Genomic DNA, 19,709 nt, shown 5'->3' with positions numbered 1-19,709 from the left:
CCGGGCGAGTCCTTCAGGATCACCCGGTAGCCGGCCTCGACGAACGCGCCGATGTTGCGGTAGTAGTTGCTCCAGCCGCCAGCGCCGGGGCCCCCGCCATGCAGCATGATGACGGTTTCGCCGTTACCCGCCTCGTTGTAGTGAATATTGAAATCGGAAAAACCTTTTTCATTTATTTTCACGAACTTGCTGGTAGAACTTTCGGTGAGTGCGGTCATTTTTCATCCTTTAAGTGAGTGGAGTGGAAACTGGTCAGGCGCAGCGCTTCATGCCGCGCCGGGTTTGAAATCATGCGGCGGTCAAGGTCAACCCGCGCTCACGTGCCATGGTCATGGCGGTGTCTTCAATCATGTCTTCCTGGCCGCCGACCATGCCGCGACGTCCCAGTTCGACCAGGATGTCGCGCGCCGGCACGCCGTACTTCACACTGGCGCGCTTGGCAAACAGCAGGAAGCTGGAATAGACACCGGCGTAGCCCAGCGTGAGCGAGTCACGGTCGATGCGGATGATGTGGTCCATGATGGGCACCACCAGGTCTTCGGCCACGTCCTGGATCTTGAAGACGTCCACCCCGGTCTCGATCCCCATGCGCGCGCACACGGCGATGAACACTTCCATCGGCGTGTTGCCCGCGCCAGCACCCAGGCCAGCGGCGGCCGCGTCGATGCGGTTGGCACCGGCCTCGATCGCGGCAATCGAGTTGGCCACACCCATGGCCATGTTGTGGTGGCCGTGAAAGCCCAGTTCGGTCTCGGGCTTGAGCGCGGCGCGCACGGCCCCCAGACGCGCTTTCACATCGTCGGGCAGCATGTAGCCGGCCGAGTCGGTGACGTAGATGCAGTTGGCGCCGTAGCCTTGCATCAGCAGCGCCTGGCTCACCAGTTTTTCCGGGCTGGCCATGTGCGCCATCATCAAGAAGCCCACGGTGTCCAGACCCAGCTTGCGCGATTGGGTGATGTGCTGCTCCGACACGTCGGCTTCGGTGCAGTGGGTGGCGACGCGGATGGTGGCCACGCCCAGGTCTTTGGCCATCAGGAGGTGCTCGACGGTGCCGATGCCGGGGATCAGCAGTGCGCTGACCTTGGCCTGCTTCATCAGCGGAATCACGGCGCCCAGGTATTCCTCGTCGCTGTGCGCCGGAAAGCCGTAGTTGACGGAGGAGCCGCCCAGGCCGTCGCCGTGGGTGACTTCGATCAGCGGGATGCCCGCGGCATCCAGGCCGCAGGCGATGGATTTCATTTGCTCCAGCGTCATCTGGTGGCGCTTGGGGTGCATGCCGTCACGCAGCGTCATGTCGTGAACGCTGACTTTTTTGCCTTGTAGCTTCATGGTGGTTCTCTTGAGTGGTTCAGGCGTGGACGGGCTTGAGCGTGAGCCGACCGGCGATGATTTCTTCGGCAAACATCTCGGCGGTGCGGGCCGCAGCGGCGGTCATGATGTCGAGGTTGCCGGCGTACTTGGGCAGGTAGTCGCCCAGGCCTTCGACTTCGAGGTAGACCGAGACGCGCTTGCCGTCGAACACCGGGCCGTTGACCAGCTTGTAGCCGGGCACGTACTTCTGCACCTCTTTGATCATGGCGTGGATGGACTCGGTGATCTTTGGCTGGTCGGGTTCGCTCTCCAGCAGGCAGTGCACGGTGTCGCGCATGATCAGCGGGGGCTCGGCCGGGTTGAGGATGATGATGGCCTTGCCCTTTTTGGCGCCACCCACCTTTTCCACAGCGCCGGCGGTGGTGCGGGTGAATTCGTCGATGTTCTTGCGGGTGCCCGGGCCGGCGGACTTGCTCGACACCGTGGCCACAATTTCGCCGTAGGCCACCGGCTGCACGCGGCTGACGGCCGCGACCATGGGGATGGTGGCCTGGCCGCCGCAGGTGACCATGTTGACGTTCATCTCGCCTTTGCCGACATGTTCCTTGAGGTTGACCGGCGGCACGCAGAACGGGCCGATGGCCGCGGGCGTGAGGTCGATCATGAGGGCACCTTCGGCGTTGACCTTGCGCGAGTTCTCGGCGTGCACGTAGGCGCTGGTGGCGTCGAAGACGATCTGCACGCCGTCGGCCTGCATGTGGGGAATCAGACCGTCAACACCGTCAGCGGTGGTCTTGATGCCCATCTCGCGGGCGCGCTTCAAGCCGTCGGATTCCGGGTCGATGCCGACCATCCAGACCGGCTCCAATACCGCGCTGCGCTGCAGCTTGGCCAGCAGATCGGTGCCGATGTTGCCGGGGCCGATCAGGGCGCATTTGATTTTTTTTGTCATGTGCTGAATGTCCGGAAAAGTCAGTGAAAACGCACCGAGCAGTCGCCGATGCCGCCGATGCTGATGCGGAAGTGGTCGCCGGCCTGGGCCGGGAACATGGCGGCCAGCGCGCCGGAGAGAATCACCTCGCCGGCCTTCAGACCGATGCCCAGGCGGCCCAGGGTGTTGGCCAGCCAGGCCACGGCATTGACCGGCGAACCCAGCGCGGCGGCGCCGGCGCCGGTGGCAATGATCTCGCCGTTTTTCTCCAGCACCATGCCGCAGGTCTTCAGATCGATCTTGCGCGGGTCGACGGCGGTGCTGCCGAGCACGAACATGCCGCAGGAGGCGTTGTCGGCCACGGTGTCCTGGATCTTGATTTTCCAGTCGCGGATGCGCGAGTCAACGATCTCGAAGCAGGGCATGACAAAGTCGGTGGCAGCCAGCACGTCGGCGTTGGTGACGCCGGGGCCCATGAGGTCCTTTTTCAGGACAAAGGCGATTTCCCCTTCGGCCTTGGGTTGGATCAGGGAGGACATGGCGATGCTGCCGCCGTCGCTGACGATCATGCCGTCCAGCATGTAGCCGAAGTCGGGCTGGTAGACGCCCAGCATGTTCATCACGGCCGCGCTGGTAACGCCGATTTTCTTGCCGACGACGCGCTCGCCGGCCTGCAGACGGCGCGAGATCATCCGTTGCTGAATGTGGTAGGCGTCCTCGACGGTGATCTCTGGATGGCGGCTGGTCAACGGCTCGACCACGGTGCGCGTGCACAGCGCGCTGTAGAGCTCGTCACCCAGCGTTCCGATCAGTTCAGGGGTCATGGCGTTTCTCATTCCAGGTCGGGGCGTTCATTGCTTTGAGGCAGCTCTCCCAGGCCCGCTTCCGCGCCCCGGGAAGGCATCTTCACCTTGATCAAGCCTTCGGCGCGAAGCGCTGACTGTACCGCTTCACGGCCTCCAACACGGCCTTGGAAGGCCTGCAGCGAGGGCCAGGGCGAAAGATCAATGTTGACATATGCGCTCCAACCGAGCACGACGAACAGATAGATGTCGGCCACACTCAGTTGGTCGCCCAGCAGATAAGGCGCATGTTCGAGCTGTCGTGCGACCTGCCCCAGGCGGGTGTTCAGGCTCTGCCGCACGGCGTTTTTCCACTCATCGCTGGAGGCAGGGTTGAACAAGGGGCTGAAGCTCTTGTGCAGTTCGCTCGAGATGAAGTTCAGCCATTGCTGCAAGTGGTAGCGCTCGAAGCTGCCGTTGGCCGGCGCCAGCTGCTTGCCGGGGACCTGATCGGCCACGTATTGCACGATGGCCGGGCCTTCGGTCAGGGTACGGCCGTCGTCAAGCTGCAGGCAAGGCACGTACCCGGCCGGGTTGATCTCCAGGTAGTCCTGCCCGGAGGCAGTCTTCTTGCTCGCAAGATCGACCTGCACCAACTCGAAGTTCAGGCCCGCCTCGCGCAATGCAATGTGCGGTGACAGGGAGCAGGCACCAGGGCTGTAGTAAAGTTTCATGCAGGGTTTCCCGTGCTATTCAGGTTGTTGTTCATGCTTTGTTGCGCGCAGCTGCTTTGTCGCGCACAAACTTGTGGCCCCACATGCTCAGACTGTCGTGCCGTGCCACCACCCAGGAGCGGTCCACGGTACGGCCACTCCAGCCATACTCGACCTCTACTCCGGACGGGGTCGAGGCATAGAACGACACCATGTGGTCATTGGTGTGGCGCCCCAGCGTGGAGGTGATCAAGCCGTCCGCGTCAACCCGATCAAATGCAAAGCCGACGTCATCGAGCGACGAGACTTCGAGCATGAAGTGGTGAATGCGCTTGGGCAGCGGAAAAGCTGCGATCGCGAGAGTGTGGTGGCGTTCGTTACAGTGCAAAAAATACGCCGGAACCGTCACGTCCGGTCCCATTTTCATGTCGATGACGTCCGACAACTGGAAGCCGAGCACCTGGGTGTAGAACGCCAGCGCCTTCTCCGAATCCGGTACGCAACGCACGAAGTGCCCCAGCCCCTGTTCGCCGGTCAGGAAACCCGACACCGCCGCGCCGGGCATGAACGGTTTTTCGAAGACCTCGCTGGCGCCATAATAAATTTCCAGTGGCAGACCAAACGGATCGGCAAACGAAATCAAGCCCATCACGCCGCGCCGCTTGGCCAGTTCGACATCACCCGTGACCACTTCGATTCCGGCCTGCCGCAGTTTTTCTGTCATCTGCGTCAGACCCGCCGCATCGGCCACCTCGTAGCCAGCGTAGGCCAAATCGTCTGCCTCGCCCTGCTGGACGGCAATCCGCCAGGCGCGCGAATCGATGCGGAACAAGGCACCGTCATCGGTGACACCCGCGTCCATCAAGCCCAATTTTTGCGTCAGAAATGAACGCCAGGCGGACACGTCCTTGACCGCAAACCCCATATAACCCAAACTTTTAACACTCATTTTTGTCTCCTTATTTGATATTCAGTTTTTCGAGCAAGTCCTTGCCCCCTGCTGCCGAGAAAAATCCACGCACGCCCATGCCGCCGTCGTAGTTCAGCAAGGCGCCGGTAGCGGGTACCGTATCGCCTCGCGTGGCAAAAAACACATAGGCACCGGTGTACTCCTCGGTGTCAGGCATGCGGCCAATCGGCAGCACGGACTCCAGCATGTCGGCCAGCGGCACGGTCGAAATCGCTTGACCGCTCATGCCAAGCGAGGAAGGGCCGCGCAAATCGGTGCTCATGCCGCCCGGTGCCACGCCGTTGACGCGCACGTACGGCGCCAGCTCAAACGCCAACTCGCGCACCAGGCCCACCACCGCGTGCTTGGCTGCGGTGTAAAGAGGGCCGCCACCATTGGAATAGAAGCCCGCATTCGAGAGCGTGAAGATCACGCTGCCACGGCTGGCGACCAGGGCCGGCAGACAGGCCTTGACGGCGTGGATATAGCCTTTGACATTGATGTGAAAGACCTCGTCGAACGCGGCATCGATGCGGTCTTCCGGCAGATCGACCAGCGCCGTCGAGTAGTCCCAGATGCCCGCGTTGGGAATCAGGGTGTCGATTTTTCCGAACTTGGCCACGCAGCGGTCGGCGGCCTGTTTCTGGTCTTGCAGTGAGCGCACGTCGCCGACGATGCCGACCACCTTGTCACCGTGGTCGGATTCCATTTGCTGGAGCCGCTCCGCCGACTTGTCGAGCACCGCCACCCTGGCGCCTTCGGCAACGAACCGGTCCACCAGGGCGCGCCCCAGGCCGGAGGCGCCGCCCGTGATCAATACCACTTCACCTGTCAATTTCATTTTCAAACTCCTTTTGTTAAAGCAAATCGCCGGTCACGCGCATCACTGCGGTTTGGCTTTCAGCAGGTCCCGCAGGTTCAAGCCGGCGTCTTGCAACTGTCCGGCCGAAACAGGAACCCGTGCGCCCACCAATCGGGTCGCCACGGAAAATTCTTTCGCGGCATTGATCGCCGTTGCGGCTTCAACTCGGCCATCGAGCAGCCGGAACAACACCAGGGGCTGACCGTTCTGCGCATCGCCGCGCGGAACAATTTCTCCGGGCCCTTCGGCGTCGCCAATCATCTGGATGCGGTGGCCCGCAATCTCCGTCCACGAAGTCGGCACCTGGAGCGTCGGCACGGGTTTGCCGAGCATGGCGGCGGCGGCGGTGTCGGCCTGCGCCTGGCTGTTCAGATAGGTCTCCAGCGAACGCTGACCGCCGCCCCGCAGCGGCCAGGCGGCCACGTCACCGGCGGCGAACACGTCCGGACACGAGCTCGCCCCCGTGGCGTCAACCAGCACGCCGCGCGCGCAGGCAATGCCGGCCGCCCGGGCCAGCTCGTCTGCCGGGTCGGCGCCAATGCTGACCAGCACCCCATCAGCCGCCACCCGGCGTCCGTCGGCACAGATGACGGCGCGCACATGCCCCTCGCCTTCGAAGCGCGACGCCTGCGCATTGCGTTCAATCTGAACGCCCAGGCGCTCCAGTTCGGCCCGGCACCATGCGCCGGTTCTGCGGCCCAGCACGCGCAGCAGCAGCTCGTCGCCGGCTTCCAGCAGCGTGACCGTGACGCCGGCCTTGCGGGCGGTGGTCGCCACCTCGCAACCGATCAGGCCGCCGCCGACGATGACCAGCGACTGGCCCGGTTGCAGCGCCTGCCGCAGCGCCAGGCTGTCGGCGCGGTCACGCAAAATGTGGATGCCGGCCAGGTCGCAACCTGGAATCGCCACGCGCCGGGCGCGCGCGCCAGTGGCCAGCAGCAAGCGGTCGTAGGCCAGCGGGGCGCCCGATTCGAAACGGACCTGGCGGCTGGCCACGTCCAGGCCGCTCACCCGCCGCCCGAGCTGGACCTCCACATTGGCCGATGCGTACCAGGACGCATCCATGATCGCGGGCGGTTCGGCCTGCTCGCCCGTCAGCACCTGCTTGGACAGGGTGGTCCGGTCATAGGCCTGCTGCGACTCGTCCCCGATCAGGTGGAGGCGTCCCGCGTAGCCCTGGGCGCGAAGCGCGCGCGCGGCCATCGCCCCAGTCAGGCCGGCACCAATGATGACAATGCTCTCGATCATGGCGCCAGGTGCCCGGCATTGAAGTCAACAAACACGTCATTGCCCTCGATACGGATCGGGAATATTTTCAACGGCACACAAGGCGGCGGCGACTTGACCTTGCCCGTGCGAACACAAAACTTGCCCATGTGCAGTGAGCATTCCACAACGTCGCCGTCGAGATAGCCGCCCTCGGCCAGAGACCATTCGCCATGGGTGCAGCGGTCCTGCGTCGCGAACAGCTCACCCTCCACATTGAAAATTGCGACGGCGGTGTCGCCACTTTCGACCTTCAGGGCTTCGCCCTGCGGCACCTCGCTCAAACTGCAAACTCGGGTGAATTCCATATCGTTTTATCTTCTCTTCAATCTGACTCAAATGATCCGGCTTGTGCCGGACGCACTGCGCGGCATCCTTGCCGGGGCACTTGACCTTGAATTTTTCTATAGGGAACCGCACTAACGCTCCAAACGGGCGGCGCGCCAGACGCGAAGCCCCCATACGATCCAGGCCGCATGCACCACCAGCAACGCCAGCCAAAAACCCAGCGCCATGCGGCCCCATGCCATGCTGTAAAAATCCCAGAGCGCCGTGACCACTTCCGTGGCGATGACGAGCGGGACAAGCGCCAGGTAGCGCTGCGGATCACGCGCCCCCCACAGGGCGACGACGCCAATCGCCCCCAACTGCAGGCCGACAACGAACCAGGCATCCTGCAGCAACTTGAACATCGGCAGGCCAACATCCATCTCCACCCCCGGATACATCATGTCGAACAGCCCCAGTGCCCTGAAAGGAAGCGTGCCAACGAGGTTGAGCAGGTAAAAAACGCCCACGGCGAGCAGAAATGTTCGAGCTTGTCTCATGGCAGCGTCCTCGGTTCAGGTGGGCTCCGGCTTCTTGCTCAGAAGAACATGCTCAGGTTGTTCGCCAGCAGCGTGCTCTGGTCGAGCAGGATGGTGCGCTTGGCGATCTTGAAGCCCAGGCCGTTGTCGGCACGGCGCAGGACGTCCCGGCGCTCGCCCGCGAAAATGTCGACCTGGCGCTCCAGACGATTGCGGTACAGGATGAAGGCCGAACTCACTTCGAAGGTGTTGGGCTCAGCCGCCTCCCGAACCATGACATTGGAGACCAGGTGGCGTGTACGGGAAGGCGGGTTCTCCGCCCAACCCAGCTCCGAGGTCACCTTGCGGATGCGCCCGTACATGGTTTCATGGGTTTCGTCGAAATGGGCGAAATCTTGGTCGCCGGAATACTCGAGTTCGCTCTCCTGGAGCCTGCGGTTGGTGCGCAACGGCATGAAGTAGCGTTCGCTCTCCTGGAGCCTGCGGTTGGTGCGCAACGGCATGAAGTAGCGGATGTCTTTTTCCAGCAGAGCGAACCAGGCCTCGTAGGCCCGGTGGTCAAGCAACTGCGCTTCGCGGTAGTAAAACTGCTCGATCTCGTTCTGCAACTCAAGGCCAACGGCTTTGCTTGGCCATTCGAATGCTTTGAACAAATTGGTGGATGGGGTTGTCATGACTGTTTATCTCCAGGTGAATATCAGGGGCCGGAACACCGGCGCGTTGTCTGCACGCGCACGTCCGGCCCCCGTGATGAAGTTTTCATCCGATTGAAAGATTCAACGATTGCGTCCCTATCAGGGTTTTAGCGTGGCCCAGCTTGGCTCCGACATCATGCGGGCCCAGTGGTGGTACATGCCCCGCGCCGCCTCTTCGGCGTAGACATAACCAATCTTTCCGGGAAAATCAGGATGGCCGGTCTGCGACCGACCCAGGCCCATCTGGGCATTGAGCGGCTGGCTCTTGGCCTTATGGCCGCGCAGCACTTTCTGGATTTCGACCCAATTCTCGCCGTCGTCCTGCTCGAACACACCCCCAGCGGAGAAGGTGCGAATGTTATGCCGGCGATATTCTTCCTTGATCTCTGCGGGTGCATCGGCATCGACCAGGGTGAATGCCCATACCTCGATTTCGTTGGGGCCACGCGGGTGCCAGCTACGGATGGTGTTAACAGCGGGCAAGAATGAACAGGTGGGGAAGATATTCATGTGCTGGCCAAACATGCGTCGAACCGGCATGGTTTGACCCAGACGCTTTTCTGCAAGGTCAGCGGCCGGACCCTCAGTCCAGTACTGGGTGACCTTGGGACCCATCGTGGCCATTAGCAAGCCCGGCTCGTCAACAAACCATCCCGTTCCGTGCCCGCCCCAATTGGCCCGGAACTGATTCCCTTTGGTAGGGACTTGAGCATTCGACAAATCCATTTCTGGCGGCATGCCCGCCAGAATCCCGGACAGGTGTGACATCGTCCCGGCGTGGTACATGTCACTGCAAAACTGCTCGGCGGCGTACTTCCAGTTACACGGAACCACCCACTTTTGCATGCCGCCTATAGCCTCGGTGCCAGCCGGAGTACGATCCAGCATCACATCCATGTAGGGACGCGCGTCACCGAGGTAGGTTTCCAGATCGGGCGCTTCGGCATCCCAGTTGGCGAAGACCAGGCCCTTGTAGGTGGCCACGCGCGCTTGCAGCGGACCCCAGTCGGCCTTGTCAAAGCCGCAGTCTCCCTCCTTCTTGTCGCATAACGCCTCCTGCTCGAACGGCACGTTCACCAGGTTACCCGCAATGTCGTAGGCCCAGCCATGGTAGCTGCAGGTGAACGCCTTGGCGTTACCTGCGTCCGAGCGGCAGATGCGCATGCCGCGGTGCCGGCACTGGTTCAGAAACACCTTGATGCTACGGTCTTTCTGCCGCACCATGACTACCGGATCTTCGCCCATGTAGGTGGTCAGGAAGTCCCCGGTTTTAGGAATGTGACTCTCATGCCCTAGCAACAGCCAGGAGCGGCCAAAGACCCGCTCAAGCTCCAGCTCGTAAAGGCTTTGGTCAGCATAGATGCGGGGGTCAAGCAGCCCTTTTTCCTGATCGACCAACGCCCGGATCGCCTCGGGCGTCCAATTGCGAGTCCACTTCACAGTGGATTCCTGCACTTCTTTTATTGTTGAACTCATGACTCAATGTCTCCTTTGAAATACCCTTGACGGGGCTAAAAAATACCACTAAAAAATACCAACCTCTTTCATCACGCCGAAAACAAATATCCGCGGTACGGCGTCACCGCAACAACCCGAATTGCTGAACCACCGATATCGATGACTCAATGTGCGCCCGCAACAACGCGGTGCAGCGCTCGGCATCACGCGCGAGTGCGCTGTCACGAAGTGCCTGGTGCTCCTCATGGACATTCCTGGCAGGTGGGTTATGCACAGATGTCAATCGGCGGTAGCGTTCCATTTGCAAATACAGGATGGACAGGAACCGCCGGGTCCAGCAGGACGGACAGGCTGAGATCAGGGCTTCGTGAAAGTCGCGGTTGGCTTGCTCCCACTGATTGAACAAGTGAACCGGATCGCGCATCGTGCGCTCGTCGAGGAGCGAGAGCCGGTGATACGAACTGACAACCCGCGCCTCCCATTCGGCGTCGCCATTCAGCACACTTTGGCGCAGCGCTTCGCACTCAAGCGCGATCCGCGTGGCGGCCAGATCACGCATGTCATCCAGAGACATGGGGGTCACATGAAATCCACGCTGGGCCTGTGTCTGCACCAGGTTATTGGCCACCAGCAGGGAAAGCGCCTCCCGCACGGTCCCGCCGCTAACCTCATAGCGCGACTTGAGATCTTCAATGGCGAGTCTGGAGTCAGCAGCGAGTCGCCCCTCCACGATGTCCGCCCGCAACCGCTGAAACGTCGCCTCAATCAGGCTTCGCACGCTCGCGCCAGGCGCTGGCGACGCATCTTCCTCTCGCGCCTTCTCGCCCGTTTCAATGAGGTTGTCACTCGTGGTGGCGGACAGGGAAGGCGAATTCGAGGGCATAGAAAAGATCAGTCGTGTCGTGGGGCGCTTGGATGGTCGAGCTGCAGAAAGCGCTCTCCGTACACATGGTACTTCTGGGTATTGGGCTTGCCTGCGTCCTCGGGGCGGACGAATCGGATCGAACTGCGCCCGCGGCATGCCTGTGGAAGGATAAAGCAGCGGATGAAGGTAGTGGCACTGGCCATCGTCGTGGGAGCCAAGACCGGTGCGTGCCCCAGTTCGAACCAGGCGTCGCCCGGGCGATGGACTTGCGTCGTGCCTTGGGTTTCGATGGTGATCTCCCCATCCAGACAGCAGCGGATGCCTGGCCCCTGATGGACGTGCGTCAACGCCACACCGCCGGGCGGGAACGCCACGCGATCACACCGCATGAGCCATTCGAAACCGCTGTCCAACTCGATGGCTTGCTCGAGCTTGCATTCCGAGCGCGTGGCTGGCGCAGATCTCAACGTACCCGTTTGGGCTGCATCGTGTGGCGCGAGTTCCCAACGCCAGAGCACGACGTCCGAATCGCCGGCCAGCAACGCGATAGCGTCTTCGCCCAGCCAGGCCGTGTCCTCCACCACGTGTTGCGCGCCAGTAGGGAATTCGACCGAAAGCCGCCCTTCGACAACGTAGATGGCGCGCGAGAGGGCGGGCAGGTAGATCGGAGCGTGGAGGGCGGGGATGCGATCTTCCAGAAGACGCAAGTTGAATCGATGCATGAGGATTCCAAGATGTGAGGATTGTAGTATCGATAACAGAGACGAAAATGTCTATTAATGGTAAATACTGAGTGATCTTGCCTCAGAGATTCCTAGAATACGTCCATCGATACAGTCGTATCTTTTAAAAATACACTCCGCCGTACTGATTTGCGGCCAAGCCAGGAGACACAGGTGAACACCGCAACTGCGAACCCCGAAACACCCAAGAGCGAGCGCTGGTACGTGGGCCGGACCAAGGCGCAATGGCAGACCTTCGGTTCTGCCTATGTGGGTTGGATGCTGGACATCATGGATCTCATGCTGTTCGCGATGATGATCAAGTACATAAGTGCCGATCTATCGTTCGACAAAGGCGTCGCCGGCCTGATTGCATCCATGACGCTGTTGGCCACCGCAGTCGGGGGGCTTTTCTTTGGCTTCCTTGCGGACCGCATGGGCCGCACCCGCTCAATGGTGCTGAGCATCCTGTGCTATTCCGTGGGCACGGCGCTTTGCGGCTTCTCGCAAACCGTGACGCAACTGCTGATATTCCGCTTCATCCTTGGCCTGGGGGTAGGCGGCGAGTGGTCGGCTGGTGCGACGTTGATCACCGAAACCTGGCCGGCCGAGCACCGCGGCAAGGTCATGGCGTGGGTCCAAAGCGCATTCGCGATGGGCTATGCGCTCGCGGCGCTGGTGGCGGCACTTGTGCTTCCATACTTCGGCTGGCGCTGGGCCTTCGCGGTTGGATTGCTGCCGGCACTTTTCGCCTTCTGGGTGCGCCGACATACGCCAGAGTCTGCGATCTGGCTGGAGCAAAAGCGACGTCTCTCGATCGGTGAAACGCTGTCGGTGCTATTTGGCGATCATCTTCGCCCCACGATCGTGTGCCTCGCGTTCACCTCCGCGGCCATGTGCGGCTACTGGGGACTATTCACCTGGGTGCCGACGTATCTCGCGACGCCTGTGGCCCAAGGTGGACCTGGTTTCGACTTGCTCAAGTCGACCACCTGGATTGTCGTGATGCAGATCGGCGCCGCGCTCGGATTTATCGTATTCGGCTACTTCGCTGATGCCATTGGCCGCAGGCGGTCGTTCATTCTGTTCTTCGTGGCTTCGGCAGTGGCCGTGCCGCTCTATGTGGCGATCAGTTCCCCGACGCTCCTGTTGTTCTTTGGGCCGGTGGTTGCGTTCTTCGGGACGGGTTTCTACAGTGGATTCGCGCCAACCTTTGCGGAACTCTTCCCGACGCAAGTTCGCGCCACGGCGCAAGGCTTTATCTACAACACCGGCCGCGCCACGAGTGCCCTGGCTCCGGCGGCAGTTGGCTTTCTTTCGCAGGGCAACAGCGTGAGCAGCGCGTTGGCTGCTACTGCCGGCTTCTTCGCCCTGGCCGCCGTGATCGTGTTTTTCTTTGTTCCCGAAACCAAAAATGGTGCACTGCACTGAGCGCCACATTTCAATGTTTCCCCTGAAGGACCTTGGTCATGCCCATCATCCAGATTTCTCTCGTGGCCGGGCGCCCTGAAGAGGACGTTCAACACTGTATCCGTGAGGTTGCGCGTACCGTGAGTCGCACACTGCACGCGCCGCTTTCGTCAGTTCGGGTGATGGTCAACGAGGTCCCGCCAACCCGCTTTGCGGTAGGCGATACCCTCAAAAGTGAACCCCCTGTCCCGGCGATCCCCCAAACATGACGTCTCGATGATTGTCACGTTGCAAACTAGCGCAATGCAGCCGTCCTGACCGCTGGCGAGCGAACCGCCCGGCTTCAACGGCGAAGCGCATCCCGCTGGGATATCACCGCCTTCCGGTCACCGGGTGCGCTGGGGCGGGGTGACGTATTCCAGCGCGTTCAATTTTCTGGGCGACCCCGTCTTTTGAAAGCCTTCGACCACTTCGAGAAAAGCCCGCAGCGCGGGCGCGCGGTCATCTTTTCGATAGAGGCACGCGAGTTCCACGTCGCGCAGGTTGTCCGATTGCAGCGGTTTGAAGACCATGCGTGGAAGGCGCAGGTTCATGGCCGGCTCGGTGGTGATGCACACGCCGAATCCCGCCGACACCAGCGCGATGCAGGTCAGCACGTCTTCCACCTCCTGCTCGATGCGAAGGCGCACCTTTTCCCGCTGGAATGCGTTCGCGATCTCCTGCGCCAGGCCGGCGATGGGCTGGTTGGGGTAGAGGATCATCGGTGCGTCCTCCAGGTCGCGCAGCGTGATCACTGCCTTGGCGCACAGCGGGTGGCCTTCGTACAAGCCCACGATCAATCTCTCGCGCAGCACGACGTCCACAGTGATGTCGGGCAGCGCAGGCACGAGCCGGTTGAAGCCAACGTGGATGCGACGCTCGCGCAACGCCTCCAATTGCTCGGCCTTTGTCATTGTGTAAAGGCCGATCTGTACGTTGGGGCGTTCGGCATGAAAACGCGTGAGCAGTGCCGGAATGACATCGAGCACGCTGGAGGTGAAGATGCCGACCTCCAACTTGCCGCTCATGCCCCGCCCGGCATTGACGGTGCGTTCCTCGGCGCGCCGCGCGAGCGCCAGCAGATTGGGCACTTCCGCGAGCAGTGCTTCGCCGGCTTCGGTGAGTTCGACACCCTTGGAAGTGCGCACAAAAAGCTCGACGCCCAAGTCGTCCTCGAGCGCGCGAATCTGACGCGTGAGCGGTGGCTGCGTCATGTGCAACCTGTCGGCCGCGCGGGCGAAGTTGCGCTCCTGGGCCAAGGCGAGGAAATAGCGCATCTGACGCAGGTCCATGGGATTCTCCGAGAGATCTATTGCAATACCAAAAGGGTATCAGCTCTTCGGAAAACAGTATTGGATTGAATCGCGCATGCCGCGCATCATTCCTGCGGCATGAGTACGAGCACTCAAAACCACTATGTCGCCCCCGTCCTTCGTCGAGGGCAACCTTTACGCGGCCTCGGCGCGGCGACGGTCGAGCGTGTGCCGGTGATGACCACGCTGCCGGTCACTGGTCAAACCGAGGCGGTGCGGCAATTCCATCGCCGGGTGCTCGCAACGTTTAAGCGCCCCGACGTGCTGGCGCTCAGGCGGTCTTCATGAAAGAGGAAAGCCAGAAGTGGGTCCAGGCCGTCAAGCCTTCCGCAGCCGGCCTCGATTGACTCCGCAGTTCGCATCAAGCAACAAGGACACCCCCATGCCTATCGTACGCATCGACATGATTGCCGGCCGCGACGCCGAAACCATCAAGCATTGCCTCCAAGAGGTTGCCCGCACCGTGCACCGGACGCTCGGTGCGCCTCTGAACTCGATCCGCGTCATCGCCAACGAGCTGCCCGCAACGCATTGGGCCATCGGCGACAAGACGCGCGACGAGATCGACGCCGAGAAGGCAGCGATCGCTGCCAGCGGCGCTTGAGCGTACGCCAGATTCAAGCCCGGTGAGACGCGCTGGAACGTCATCCCTGGCACCTGCTGAACATCCAATCTGAAAGAGAAATCCATGAAACCTGAACAGCTCTCAGCGGCGGCGCAATCCTTGCGCACCGCGGCGCGTAGCGGCGCCTTCATCGCGCCGCTGCGCGAGACCTATCCCGACATCGACGCCGATGCCGCCTACGCGATCCAGCGTATCAACACCGAGGCGCGCGTCGCCGAAGGACGCCGCATCGTCGGCTGCAAGATCGGCCTTACGGCTCGCGCAGTGCAGGCGCAACTCGGCGTGGACCGGCCGGACTTCGGCATGCTCTTCGACGACATGGGCTATGGCGACGGAGAGCCGATTCCCGCTTCAACGCTTCAACAGCCGAAGATCGAAGCCGAAGTGGCCTTTGTGCTTGGTCGCGACCTGAATGCCGAGCAACTGACGCAAGTTGATGTGATGAACGCCATCGACTACGCGCTGCCCGCGCTCGAAATCGTCGGCAGTCGCATCGCCAACTGGAACATCAAGTTCGTCGACACCGTGGCCGACAACGCCTCGTCCAGCGGCTACGTGCTGGGCAGCACGCCGCGCAAGCTCTCCGAGTTCGACCTGCGCCTGTGTGGGATGGTGATGAACCGCCGCGGCGAGCCCGTGTCGGTCGGTGCCGGTGCAGCATGCCTGGGCAACCCCATCAACGCGGTGGTCTGGCTCGCCAGGACCATGGCCGCACTCGGTCATCCGCTGCGTGCCGGCGACCTCGTTCTCTCGGGCGCTTTGGGGCCGATGGTCCCTGTCTCGCCTGGAGACATCTTCGAGACCCGCATCAACGGCTTGGGCAACGTCAAGGCCGTTTTCGACACCGCACCCGGAGCGCAGCAATGAGCCAGATCCTCGAATACGCAACCCTTCTGGACGACGCCGCGCGCTATGCCAAGGCCGTGGGCCAGATTGATCCGCGCGGCGAGCTCTCGCTGGCCGACGCCTACGCTATCCAGTCCGCCTCGATCCAGCGCCGTGTAGAACGCGGCGAGCATCGAGTCGGCGTCAAGATGGGCTTCACCAGCCGCGCCAAGATGATCCAGATGGGCATCGACGATGTCATCTGGGGGCGTCTCTCGAACCAGATGCAGTGCGAGGAAGGCACGCCTGTTGCGTTCTCGCGCTTCGTCCATCCGCGCGTGGAGCCCGAGTTGGCCTTCGTGCTGAAGAAGCCGCTCGCTGGTGACGTCACCGCGGTTGAAGCACTCGCTGCCGTGGAGGCCATCGCCCCTGCGCTGGAGATCATCGACTCGCGCTACGACGACTTCAAGTTCAGCCTGCCCGATGTGATCGCCGACAACGCCTCGTCGAGCGGTTTCGTCATCGGTGCGTGGCAGGACCCGCGTCAGGATTTCAGCAACCTGGGCCTTACGCTCAACATCGACGGCCGCACGGTGCAGGTTGGCTCGACGGCTGCGATCCTCGGCCATCCGCTGCGCTCGTTGGTGGCGGCTGCGCGCCTGTCCGCCGCGGCGGGCGAGCCGTTGCAGGCCGGCTGGGTCGTGATGGCCGGTGGCGCTACGCCGGCCGAATGGATCAAGCCCGGCCAGTACGTGTCGATTGAGATGGAGCGCCTGGGTGTTGCCGGCTTCCATGTGAAGGGCTGAGAGTGCCCATCGCGCTGATCAAGATTCTCGAGGGGCGCAGCCCCGAGAAGAAGCGCCGGCTGGTCGAGAGCGTCTCGCGCGCGATGGCCGAGAGTCTTGAGATGCCGATCGACGATGTGCGCGTGCTGCTTGATGAATATCCGGCCAATCACTGGGGCAGCGACAGCCGGCTGGCCGCCGACTCGCAGATCCAGCAGGCCGCGGCTCCCGCGCCATCCACCCGACAACTGGCCGAAGCTACGGCCAAGCTGCTATCCAACTGAAAGAACACTCATGACTCGGAAACTGAAAGTCGCCATCATCGGCTCGGGCAACATCGGCACCGACCTGATGATCAAGGTGATGCGCAACAGCAAGCATCTGGAGATGGGCGCCATGGTCGGCGTCGATCCAAAGTCCGACGGTCTCGCGCGCGCCGAGCGTCTGGGCGTGGCCACCACCGCCGGTGGTATCGACGGTCTGCTCGCACTCGACGTGTTCGCCGACATCGACATTGCTTTCGACGCCACCTCGGCCGGTGCCCACAAGCACCACGACGAGATCCTGCAGCGCCACGGGGTGCAAGTCATCGACCTCACGCCCGCAGCTATCGGCCCGTACGTGATCCCGGCGATTAACCTCGAGGCCGAGAACGCTGCCAACATGAACATGGTGACCTGCGGCGGGCAGGCGACCATTCCAATGGTGGCGGCAGTCTCGCGCGTGGCCAAGGTCTACTATGGGGAAATCGTCGCCTCGATCTCCAGCAAGAGCGCCGGCCCGGGCACGCGCGCCAACATCGATGAGTTCACCGAAACCACGCGCGCAGCCATCGAGAAGCTCGGCGGCGCAGAGCGCGGCAAGGCGATCATCGTGCTCAACCCGGCAGAGCCGCCGCTGATCATGCGCGACACGGTCTTCGTGCTGTCCGAGCTGGCCGACCAGGCGGCGGTGGAGGCCAGCATCGCCGCGATGGTGGCAAGCGTGCAGGCCTATGTGCCGGGCTACCGCCTCAAGCAGAGCGTGCAATTCGATGTGATCCCGCCCGAACAGCCGCTCAACGTGCCCGGCCTCGGTTTGCGCCATGGCCTGAAGACCTCCATCTTCCTGGAGGTTGAAGGCGCCGCTCACTACCTGCCTTCGTATGCAGGCAACCTCGACATCATGACGTCGGCCGCGCTCGCCTGCGCCGACATGATGGCCCAACGACGCATCGCCAGCGGTATCGCCCGTGGCTTGAAGGAGACCGCATGACCGCATCGAAGAAGCTTTACATCAGCGACGTGACGCTGCGTGACGGCAGCCACGCCATCCGTCACCAGTACAGCATTGCGAACGTGAAGGCGATCTCCGCTGCGCTCGACGCCGCGGGCGTCGACAGCATCGAAGTCGCGCACGGCGATGGCCTGCAGGGCTCCAGCTTCAACTACGGTTTCGGCGCGCACACCGACCTCGAATGGATCGCCGCCGTGGCCGAGACGGTGAAGACCGCCAAGGTCGCAACCCTCTTGCTGCCGGGCATCGGCACTACGCATGACCTGCGCGCGGCCTACGACGCCGGCGCGCACATCGTGCGGGTCGCCACGCATTGCACCGAAGCCGATGTGTCGCGCCAGCACCTCGAGTACGCGCGTGAACTCGGCATGGATCCAGTCGGCTTTCTGATGATGAGCCACATGACCACGCCGCAGAAGCTGGCCGAGCAGGCGCTGCTGATGGAAAGCTATGGAGCGAGCTGCGTCTACGTGGTCGACTCGGGCGGCGCACTGGGAATGCAGGACGTGCGCGAACGCTTTCGGGCGTTCAAGGATGTGCTCAAGTCTGAAACGCAGACCGGCATTCATGCCCACCACAACCTGAGCCTGGGCGTGGCCAACTCCATCGTCGCGGTGGAAGAGGGCTGCGACCGCATTGATGCCAGCTTGGCCGGCATGGGTGCGGGAGCGGGCAATGCGCCCTTGGAGGTGTTTATCGCGGCAGCGGCGCGCCTGGGCTGGAACCATGGCACCGACCTCTATCGCCTCATGGACGCGGCCGACGACATCGTTCGTCCGTTGCAGGACCGTCCGGTGCGCGTGGACCGCGAAACGCTTGCGCTGGGCTATGCCGGCGTGTATTCGAGCTTCCTGCGCCACGCGGAGACAGCGGCGAAGAAGTACGACCTGAAGACGGTGGACATCCTCGTCGAACTGGGCGCCCGGAAGATGGTCGGTGGCCAGGAAGACATGATCGTCGACGTCGCGCTTGATCTGAGGAAGCGCCAAGGACTCGCAGCCTAAGCCCACCCGTGGACGATGCTGGCGGCGTGTGATCTGCAAGAAGACAGATCGCACGTCGCCATTTTTTTATCTGTATGAGATGCCTTGCTGGACTAGGGTGATTGCTCGAGAGCCGTTGTGATCAATCCGGCTGCGCCGGTGAGGCAGCCAGACATCGGAAGCAGTGGCGGCCGAGCTGCGAGAGAGCCGTGCACCCGGGTGCGCTCCCCGGCGCAGGCGGGCTCCACACCGTCGCCTGCTGCACCTCGACAACTGAATCGCCCGGGCTCCCCTAGACACTTTTGAGCCGTTGGAAATGGCGTCGCTCGAACTCTACGGGCGACAGGTCGCCAGCGGTGTTGTGGCGACGCCTGGGGTTATAGAACATCTCGATGTAGCTGAAGACATCGGCCCTGGCCTCATCGCGCACGCAAGCCAGCCTTGTACGTAAATAGCGCAAGGATGACGAACGCTGCGGCGAGCGGGAGTTCGCCCGTGAGACCCAGCGCCTTGATCACCACCTCCATGCCCACCAGTTGCAGCGCGATGTACGGCATCGTCGCGATAACGCCGGTTGCCGCGATAGCGAGTTCGAGCTTGCGTGAGCCGCATCGGGCGTAGACCACGTCGGCCGCAGTCACATGTCCGGCCTTCTGCGCTTCGCGCCATAGCTTGGGCATGATCACGAAGACGATCGGATAGACCAGGATCGTGTAGGGCAACGCGAAGAAGCCATAGGCGCCTACGGCATAGACCAGGGCAGGGACAGCGATGATCGTGTAGGCAGTATAGAAATCACCCCCCGACCAGGAACCATGTGATCCAGGTGCCGGAGTTGCGCCCGCCCAGGCCCTATTCATCGAGGTGCGCGTCTTTGCGCTGACCACCGGTCTGCCAGCGGGATGCGACGAGGCCCATGACGGCGACGAGCAGAAAAAAGAAGGCGAAGACGGCCAGCGCCGTCCAGTGGATCTGGACGTCCATCACTCGTCTCCCTTGTGCGGCGCGGCAATCAGGATGAGAAGAGCGCGTCAATCAAGGTGAGAAGAATGGCGTGGGCGGGAGTTCGGCGGGCGTAGCCCGACGAGCTCCCG

General features: G+C 62.3%; 22 protein-coding genes and 3 pseudogenes. 8 read left to right on the top strand and 17 right to left on the bottom strand.

The window, feature by feature from the left end:
• The 14 genes and pseudogenes from K206_RS39780 to K206_RS0130800 form a co-directional block, all read right to left on the bottom strand.
• Positions 1-218: pseudogene (locus tag K206_RS39780) on the bottom strand (2-hydroxy-6-oxo-6-phenylhexa-2,4-dienoate hydrolase); the annotation flags it as partial.
• A 70-nt stretch (positions 219-288) separates the two neighbouring features.
• Positions 289-1,329 carry a 4-hydroxy-2-oxovalerate aldolase BphI gene (gene bphI, locus K206_RS0130860; protein WP_029044279.1) on the bottom strand — a complete coding sequence of 347 codons (1,041 nt, stop codon included), beginning with the start codon at positions 1,327-1,329 and terminating at the stop codon, positions 289-291.
• A gap of 19 nt (positions 1,330-1,348) precedes the next feature.
• On the bottom strand, positions 1,349-2,263 hold the full coding sequence (gene bphJ / locus K206_RS0130855; RefSeq protein ID WP_020206178.1) for an acetaldehyde dehydrogenase BphJ: 915 nt from the start codon (positions 2,261-2,263) through the stop codon (positions 1,349-1,351).
• Between the two features lie 20 nt (positions 2,264-2,283).
• Complete coding sequence (gene dmpE, locus K206_RS0130850) at positions 2,284-3,066, bottom strand: 2-oxopent-4-enoate hydratase (protein WP_020206177.1); 783 nt, start codon at positions 3,064-3,066, stop codon at positions 2,284-2,286.
• 8 nt (positions 3,067-3,074) lie between these two features.
• Positions 3,075-3,758: a glutathione transferase GstA gene (gene gstA / locus K206_RS0130845; protein WP_029044278.1), complete on the bottom strand. Its 684-nt coding sequence runs from the start codon at positions 3,756-3,758 to the stop codon at positions 3,075-3,077.
• Positions 3,759-3,789: 31 nt separating this feature from the next.
• Positions 3,790-4,686, bottom strand: coding sequence for a biphenyl-2,3-diol 1,2-dioxygenase (gene bphC, locus K206_RS0130840; RefSeq protein WP_029044277.1), 897 nt, complete (start codon positions 4,684-4,686; stop codon positions 3,790-3,792).
• 10 nt (positions 4,687-4,696) lie between these two features.
• The gene (gene bphB, locus K206_RS0130835; RefSeq protein ID WP_011797813.1) at positions 4,697-5,527 is read right to left on the bottom strand and encodes a cis-2,3-dihydrobiphenyl-2,3-diol dehydrogenase; all 831 of its coding nucleotides are present in this window, start codon (positions 5,525-5,527) and stop codon (positions 4,697-4,699) included.
• A 42-nt stretch (positions 5,528-5,569) separates the two neighbouring features.
• On the bottom strand, positions 5,570-6,796 hold the full coding sequence (locus K206_RS0130830) for an NAD(P)/FAD-dependent oxidoreductase (protein WP_011797814.1): 1,227 nt from the start codon (positions 6,794-6,796) through the stop codon (positions 5,570-5,572).
• On the bottom strand, positions 6,793-7,122 hold the full coding sequence (locus tag K206_RS0130825) for a non-heme iron oxygenase ferredoxin subunit (protein ID WP_011797815.1): 330 nt from the start codon (positions 7,120-7,122) through the stop codon (positions 6,793-6,795). Before K206_RS0130825 ends, K206_RS0130830 begins: the two co-directional genes overlap by 4 nt.
• Before the next feature lie 111 nt (positions 7,123-7,233).
• Entirely contained in the window at positions 7,234-7,641 is a 408-nt protein-coding gene (locus K206_RS0130820; RefSeq protein ID WP_011797816.1) for a BphX family protein, read from the bottom strand.
• A gap of 38 nt (positions 7,642-7,679) precedes the next feature.
• On the bottom strand, positions 7,680-8,294 hold the full coding sequence (locus K206_RS0130815) for an aromatic-ring-hydroxylating dioxygenase subunit beta (RefSeq protein ID WP_029044276.1): 615 nt from the start codon (positions 8,292-8,294) through the stop codon (positions 7,680-7,682).
• Positions 8,295-8,414: 120 nt separating this feature from the next.
• The gene (locus K206_RS0130810) at positions 8,415-9,791 is read right to left on the bottom strand and encodes an SRPBCC family protein (RefSeq protein ID WP_029044275.1); all 1,377 of its coding nucleotides are present in this window, start codon (positions 9,789-9,791) and stop codon (positions 8,415-8,417) included.
• 103 nt (positions 9,792-9,894) lie between these two features.
• Positions 9,895-10,656 carry a GntR family transcriptional regulator gene (locus K206_RS0130805; protein ID WP_020206170.1) on the bottom strand — a complete coding sequence of 254 codons (762 nt, stop codon included), beginning with the start codon at positions 10,654-10,656 and terminating at the stop codon, positions 9,895-9,897.
• An 8-nt stretch (positions 10,657-10,664) separates the two neighbouring features.
• Positions 10,665-11,360: a cupin domain-containing protein gene (locus K206_RS0130800; protein ID WP_020206169.1), complete on the bottom strand. Its 696-nt coding sequence runs from the start codon at positions 11,358-11,360 to the stop codon at positions 10,665-10,667.
• Positions 11,361-11,534: 174 nt separating this feature from the next.
• Between K206_RS0130800 and K206_RS0130795 the strand changes: the two genes are divergently transcribed.
• Together K206_RS0130795 and K206_RS42095 are read left to right on the top strand one after the other, a co-directional pair.
• Entirely contained in the window at positions 11,535-12,791 is a 1,257-nt protein-coding gene (locus K206_RS0130795) for an MFS transporter (RefSeq protein ID WP_020423981.1), read from the top strand.
• A gap of 38 nt (positions 12,792-12,829) precedes the next feature.
• A complete protein-coding gene (locus tag K206_RS42095; RefSeq protein ID WP_081651577.1) occupies positions 12,830-13,039 on the top strand; it encodes a tautomerase family protein in 210 nt (69 codons plus the stop codon).
• Positions 13,040-13,156: 117 nt separating this feature from the next.
• On the opposite strand, the gene K206_RS0130790 is transcribed toward K206_RS42095, so the two are convergent.
• Positions 13,157-14,101: a LysR family transcriptional regulator gene (locus K206_RS0130790; RefSeq protein WP_020206167.1), complete on the bottom strand. Its 945-nt coding sequence runs from the start codon at positions 14,099-14,101 to the stop codon at positions 13,157-13,159.
• A 403-nt stretch (positions 14,102-14,504) separates the two neighbouring features.
• Here K206_RS0130790 and K206_RS0130785 point away from each other — a divergent pair, with 403 nt between their 5' ends.
• The 6 genes from K206_RS0130785 (at position 14,505) to dmpG (ending at position 18,636) form a co-directional block, all read left to right on the top strand.
• Complete coding sequence (locus tag K206_RS0130785; protein WP_020423980.1) at positions 14,505-14,726, top strand: tautomerase family protein; 222 nt, start codon at positions 14,505-14,507, stop codon at positions 14,724-14,726.
• Between the two features lie 84 nt (positions 14,727-14,810).
• Positions 14,811-15,614 carry a 2-keto-4-pentenoate hydratase gene (mhpD, locus tag K206_RS0130780; RefSeq protein ID WP_029044272.1) on the top strand — a complete coding sequence of 268 codons (804 nt, stop codon included), beginning with the start codon at positions 14,811-14,813 and terminating at the stop codon, positions 15,612-15,614.
• A complete protein-coding gene (locus K206_RS0130775) occupies positions 15,611-16,378 on the top strand; it encodes a 2-keto-4-pentenoate hydratase (RefSeq protein ID WP_020206164.1) in 768 nt (255 codons plus the stop codon). Before mhpD ends, K206_RS0130775 begins: the two co-directional genes overlap by 4 nt.
• Positions 16,379-16,380: 2 nt before the next feature.
• A complete protein-coding gene (locus K206_RS0130770; RefSeq protein WP_020206163.1) occupies positions 16,381-16,641 on the top strand; it encodes a 2-hydroxymuconate tautomerase family protein in 261 nt (86 codons plus the stop codon).
• A 10-nt stretch (positions 16,642-16,651) separates the two neighbouring features.
• A complete protein-coding gene (locus tag K206_RS0130765; RefSeq protein WP_020206162.1) occupies positions 16,652-17,611 on the top strand; it encodes an acetaldehyde dehydrogenase (acetylating) in 960 nt (319 codons plus the stop codon).
• Positions 17,608-18,636 carry a 4-hydroxy-2-oxovalerate aldolase gene (dmpG, locus tag K206_RS0130760; RefSeq protein ID WP_020206161.1) on the top strand — a complete coding sequence of 343 codons (1,029 nt, stop codon included), beginning with the start codon at positions 17,608-17,610 and terminating at the stop codon, positions 18,634-18,636. Before K206_RS0130765 ends, dmpG begins: the two co-directional genes overlap by 4 nt.
• Before the next feature lie 271 nt (positions 18,637-18,907).
• On the opposite strand, the pseudogene K206_RS43280 reads toward dmpG, so the two are convergent.
• Positions 18,908-19,042 (bottom strand): annotated as a pseudogene (locus tag K206_RS43280) (IS3 family transposase); the annotation flags it as partial.
• Positions 19,041-19,599: pseudogene (locus K206_RS39775) on the bottom strand (sodium:solute symporter); the annotation flags it as partial. The pseudogenes K206_RS43280 and K206_RS39775, both read right to left, overlap by 2 nt.
• Between the last annotated feature and the right edge of the window lie 110 nt (positions 19,600-19,709).

Source organism: Cupriavidus sp. WS (assembly GCF_000395345.1).
GTDB lineage: Bacteria > Pseudomonadota > Gammaproteobacteria > Burkholderiales > Burkholderiaceae > Cupriavidus > Cupriavidus basilensis_B.
The sequence above is the reverse complement of the archived record's forward strand: the minus strand, read 5'-3'. Positions and strand labels throughout refer to the sequence as shown.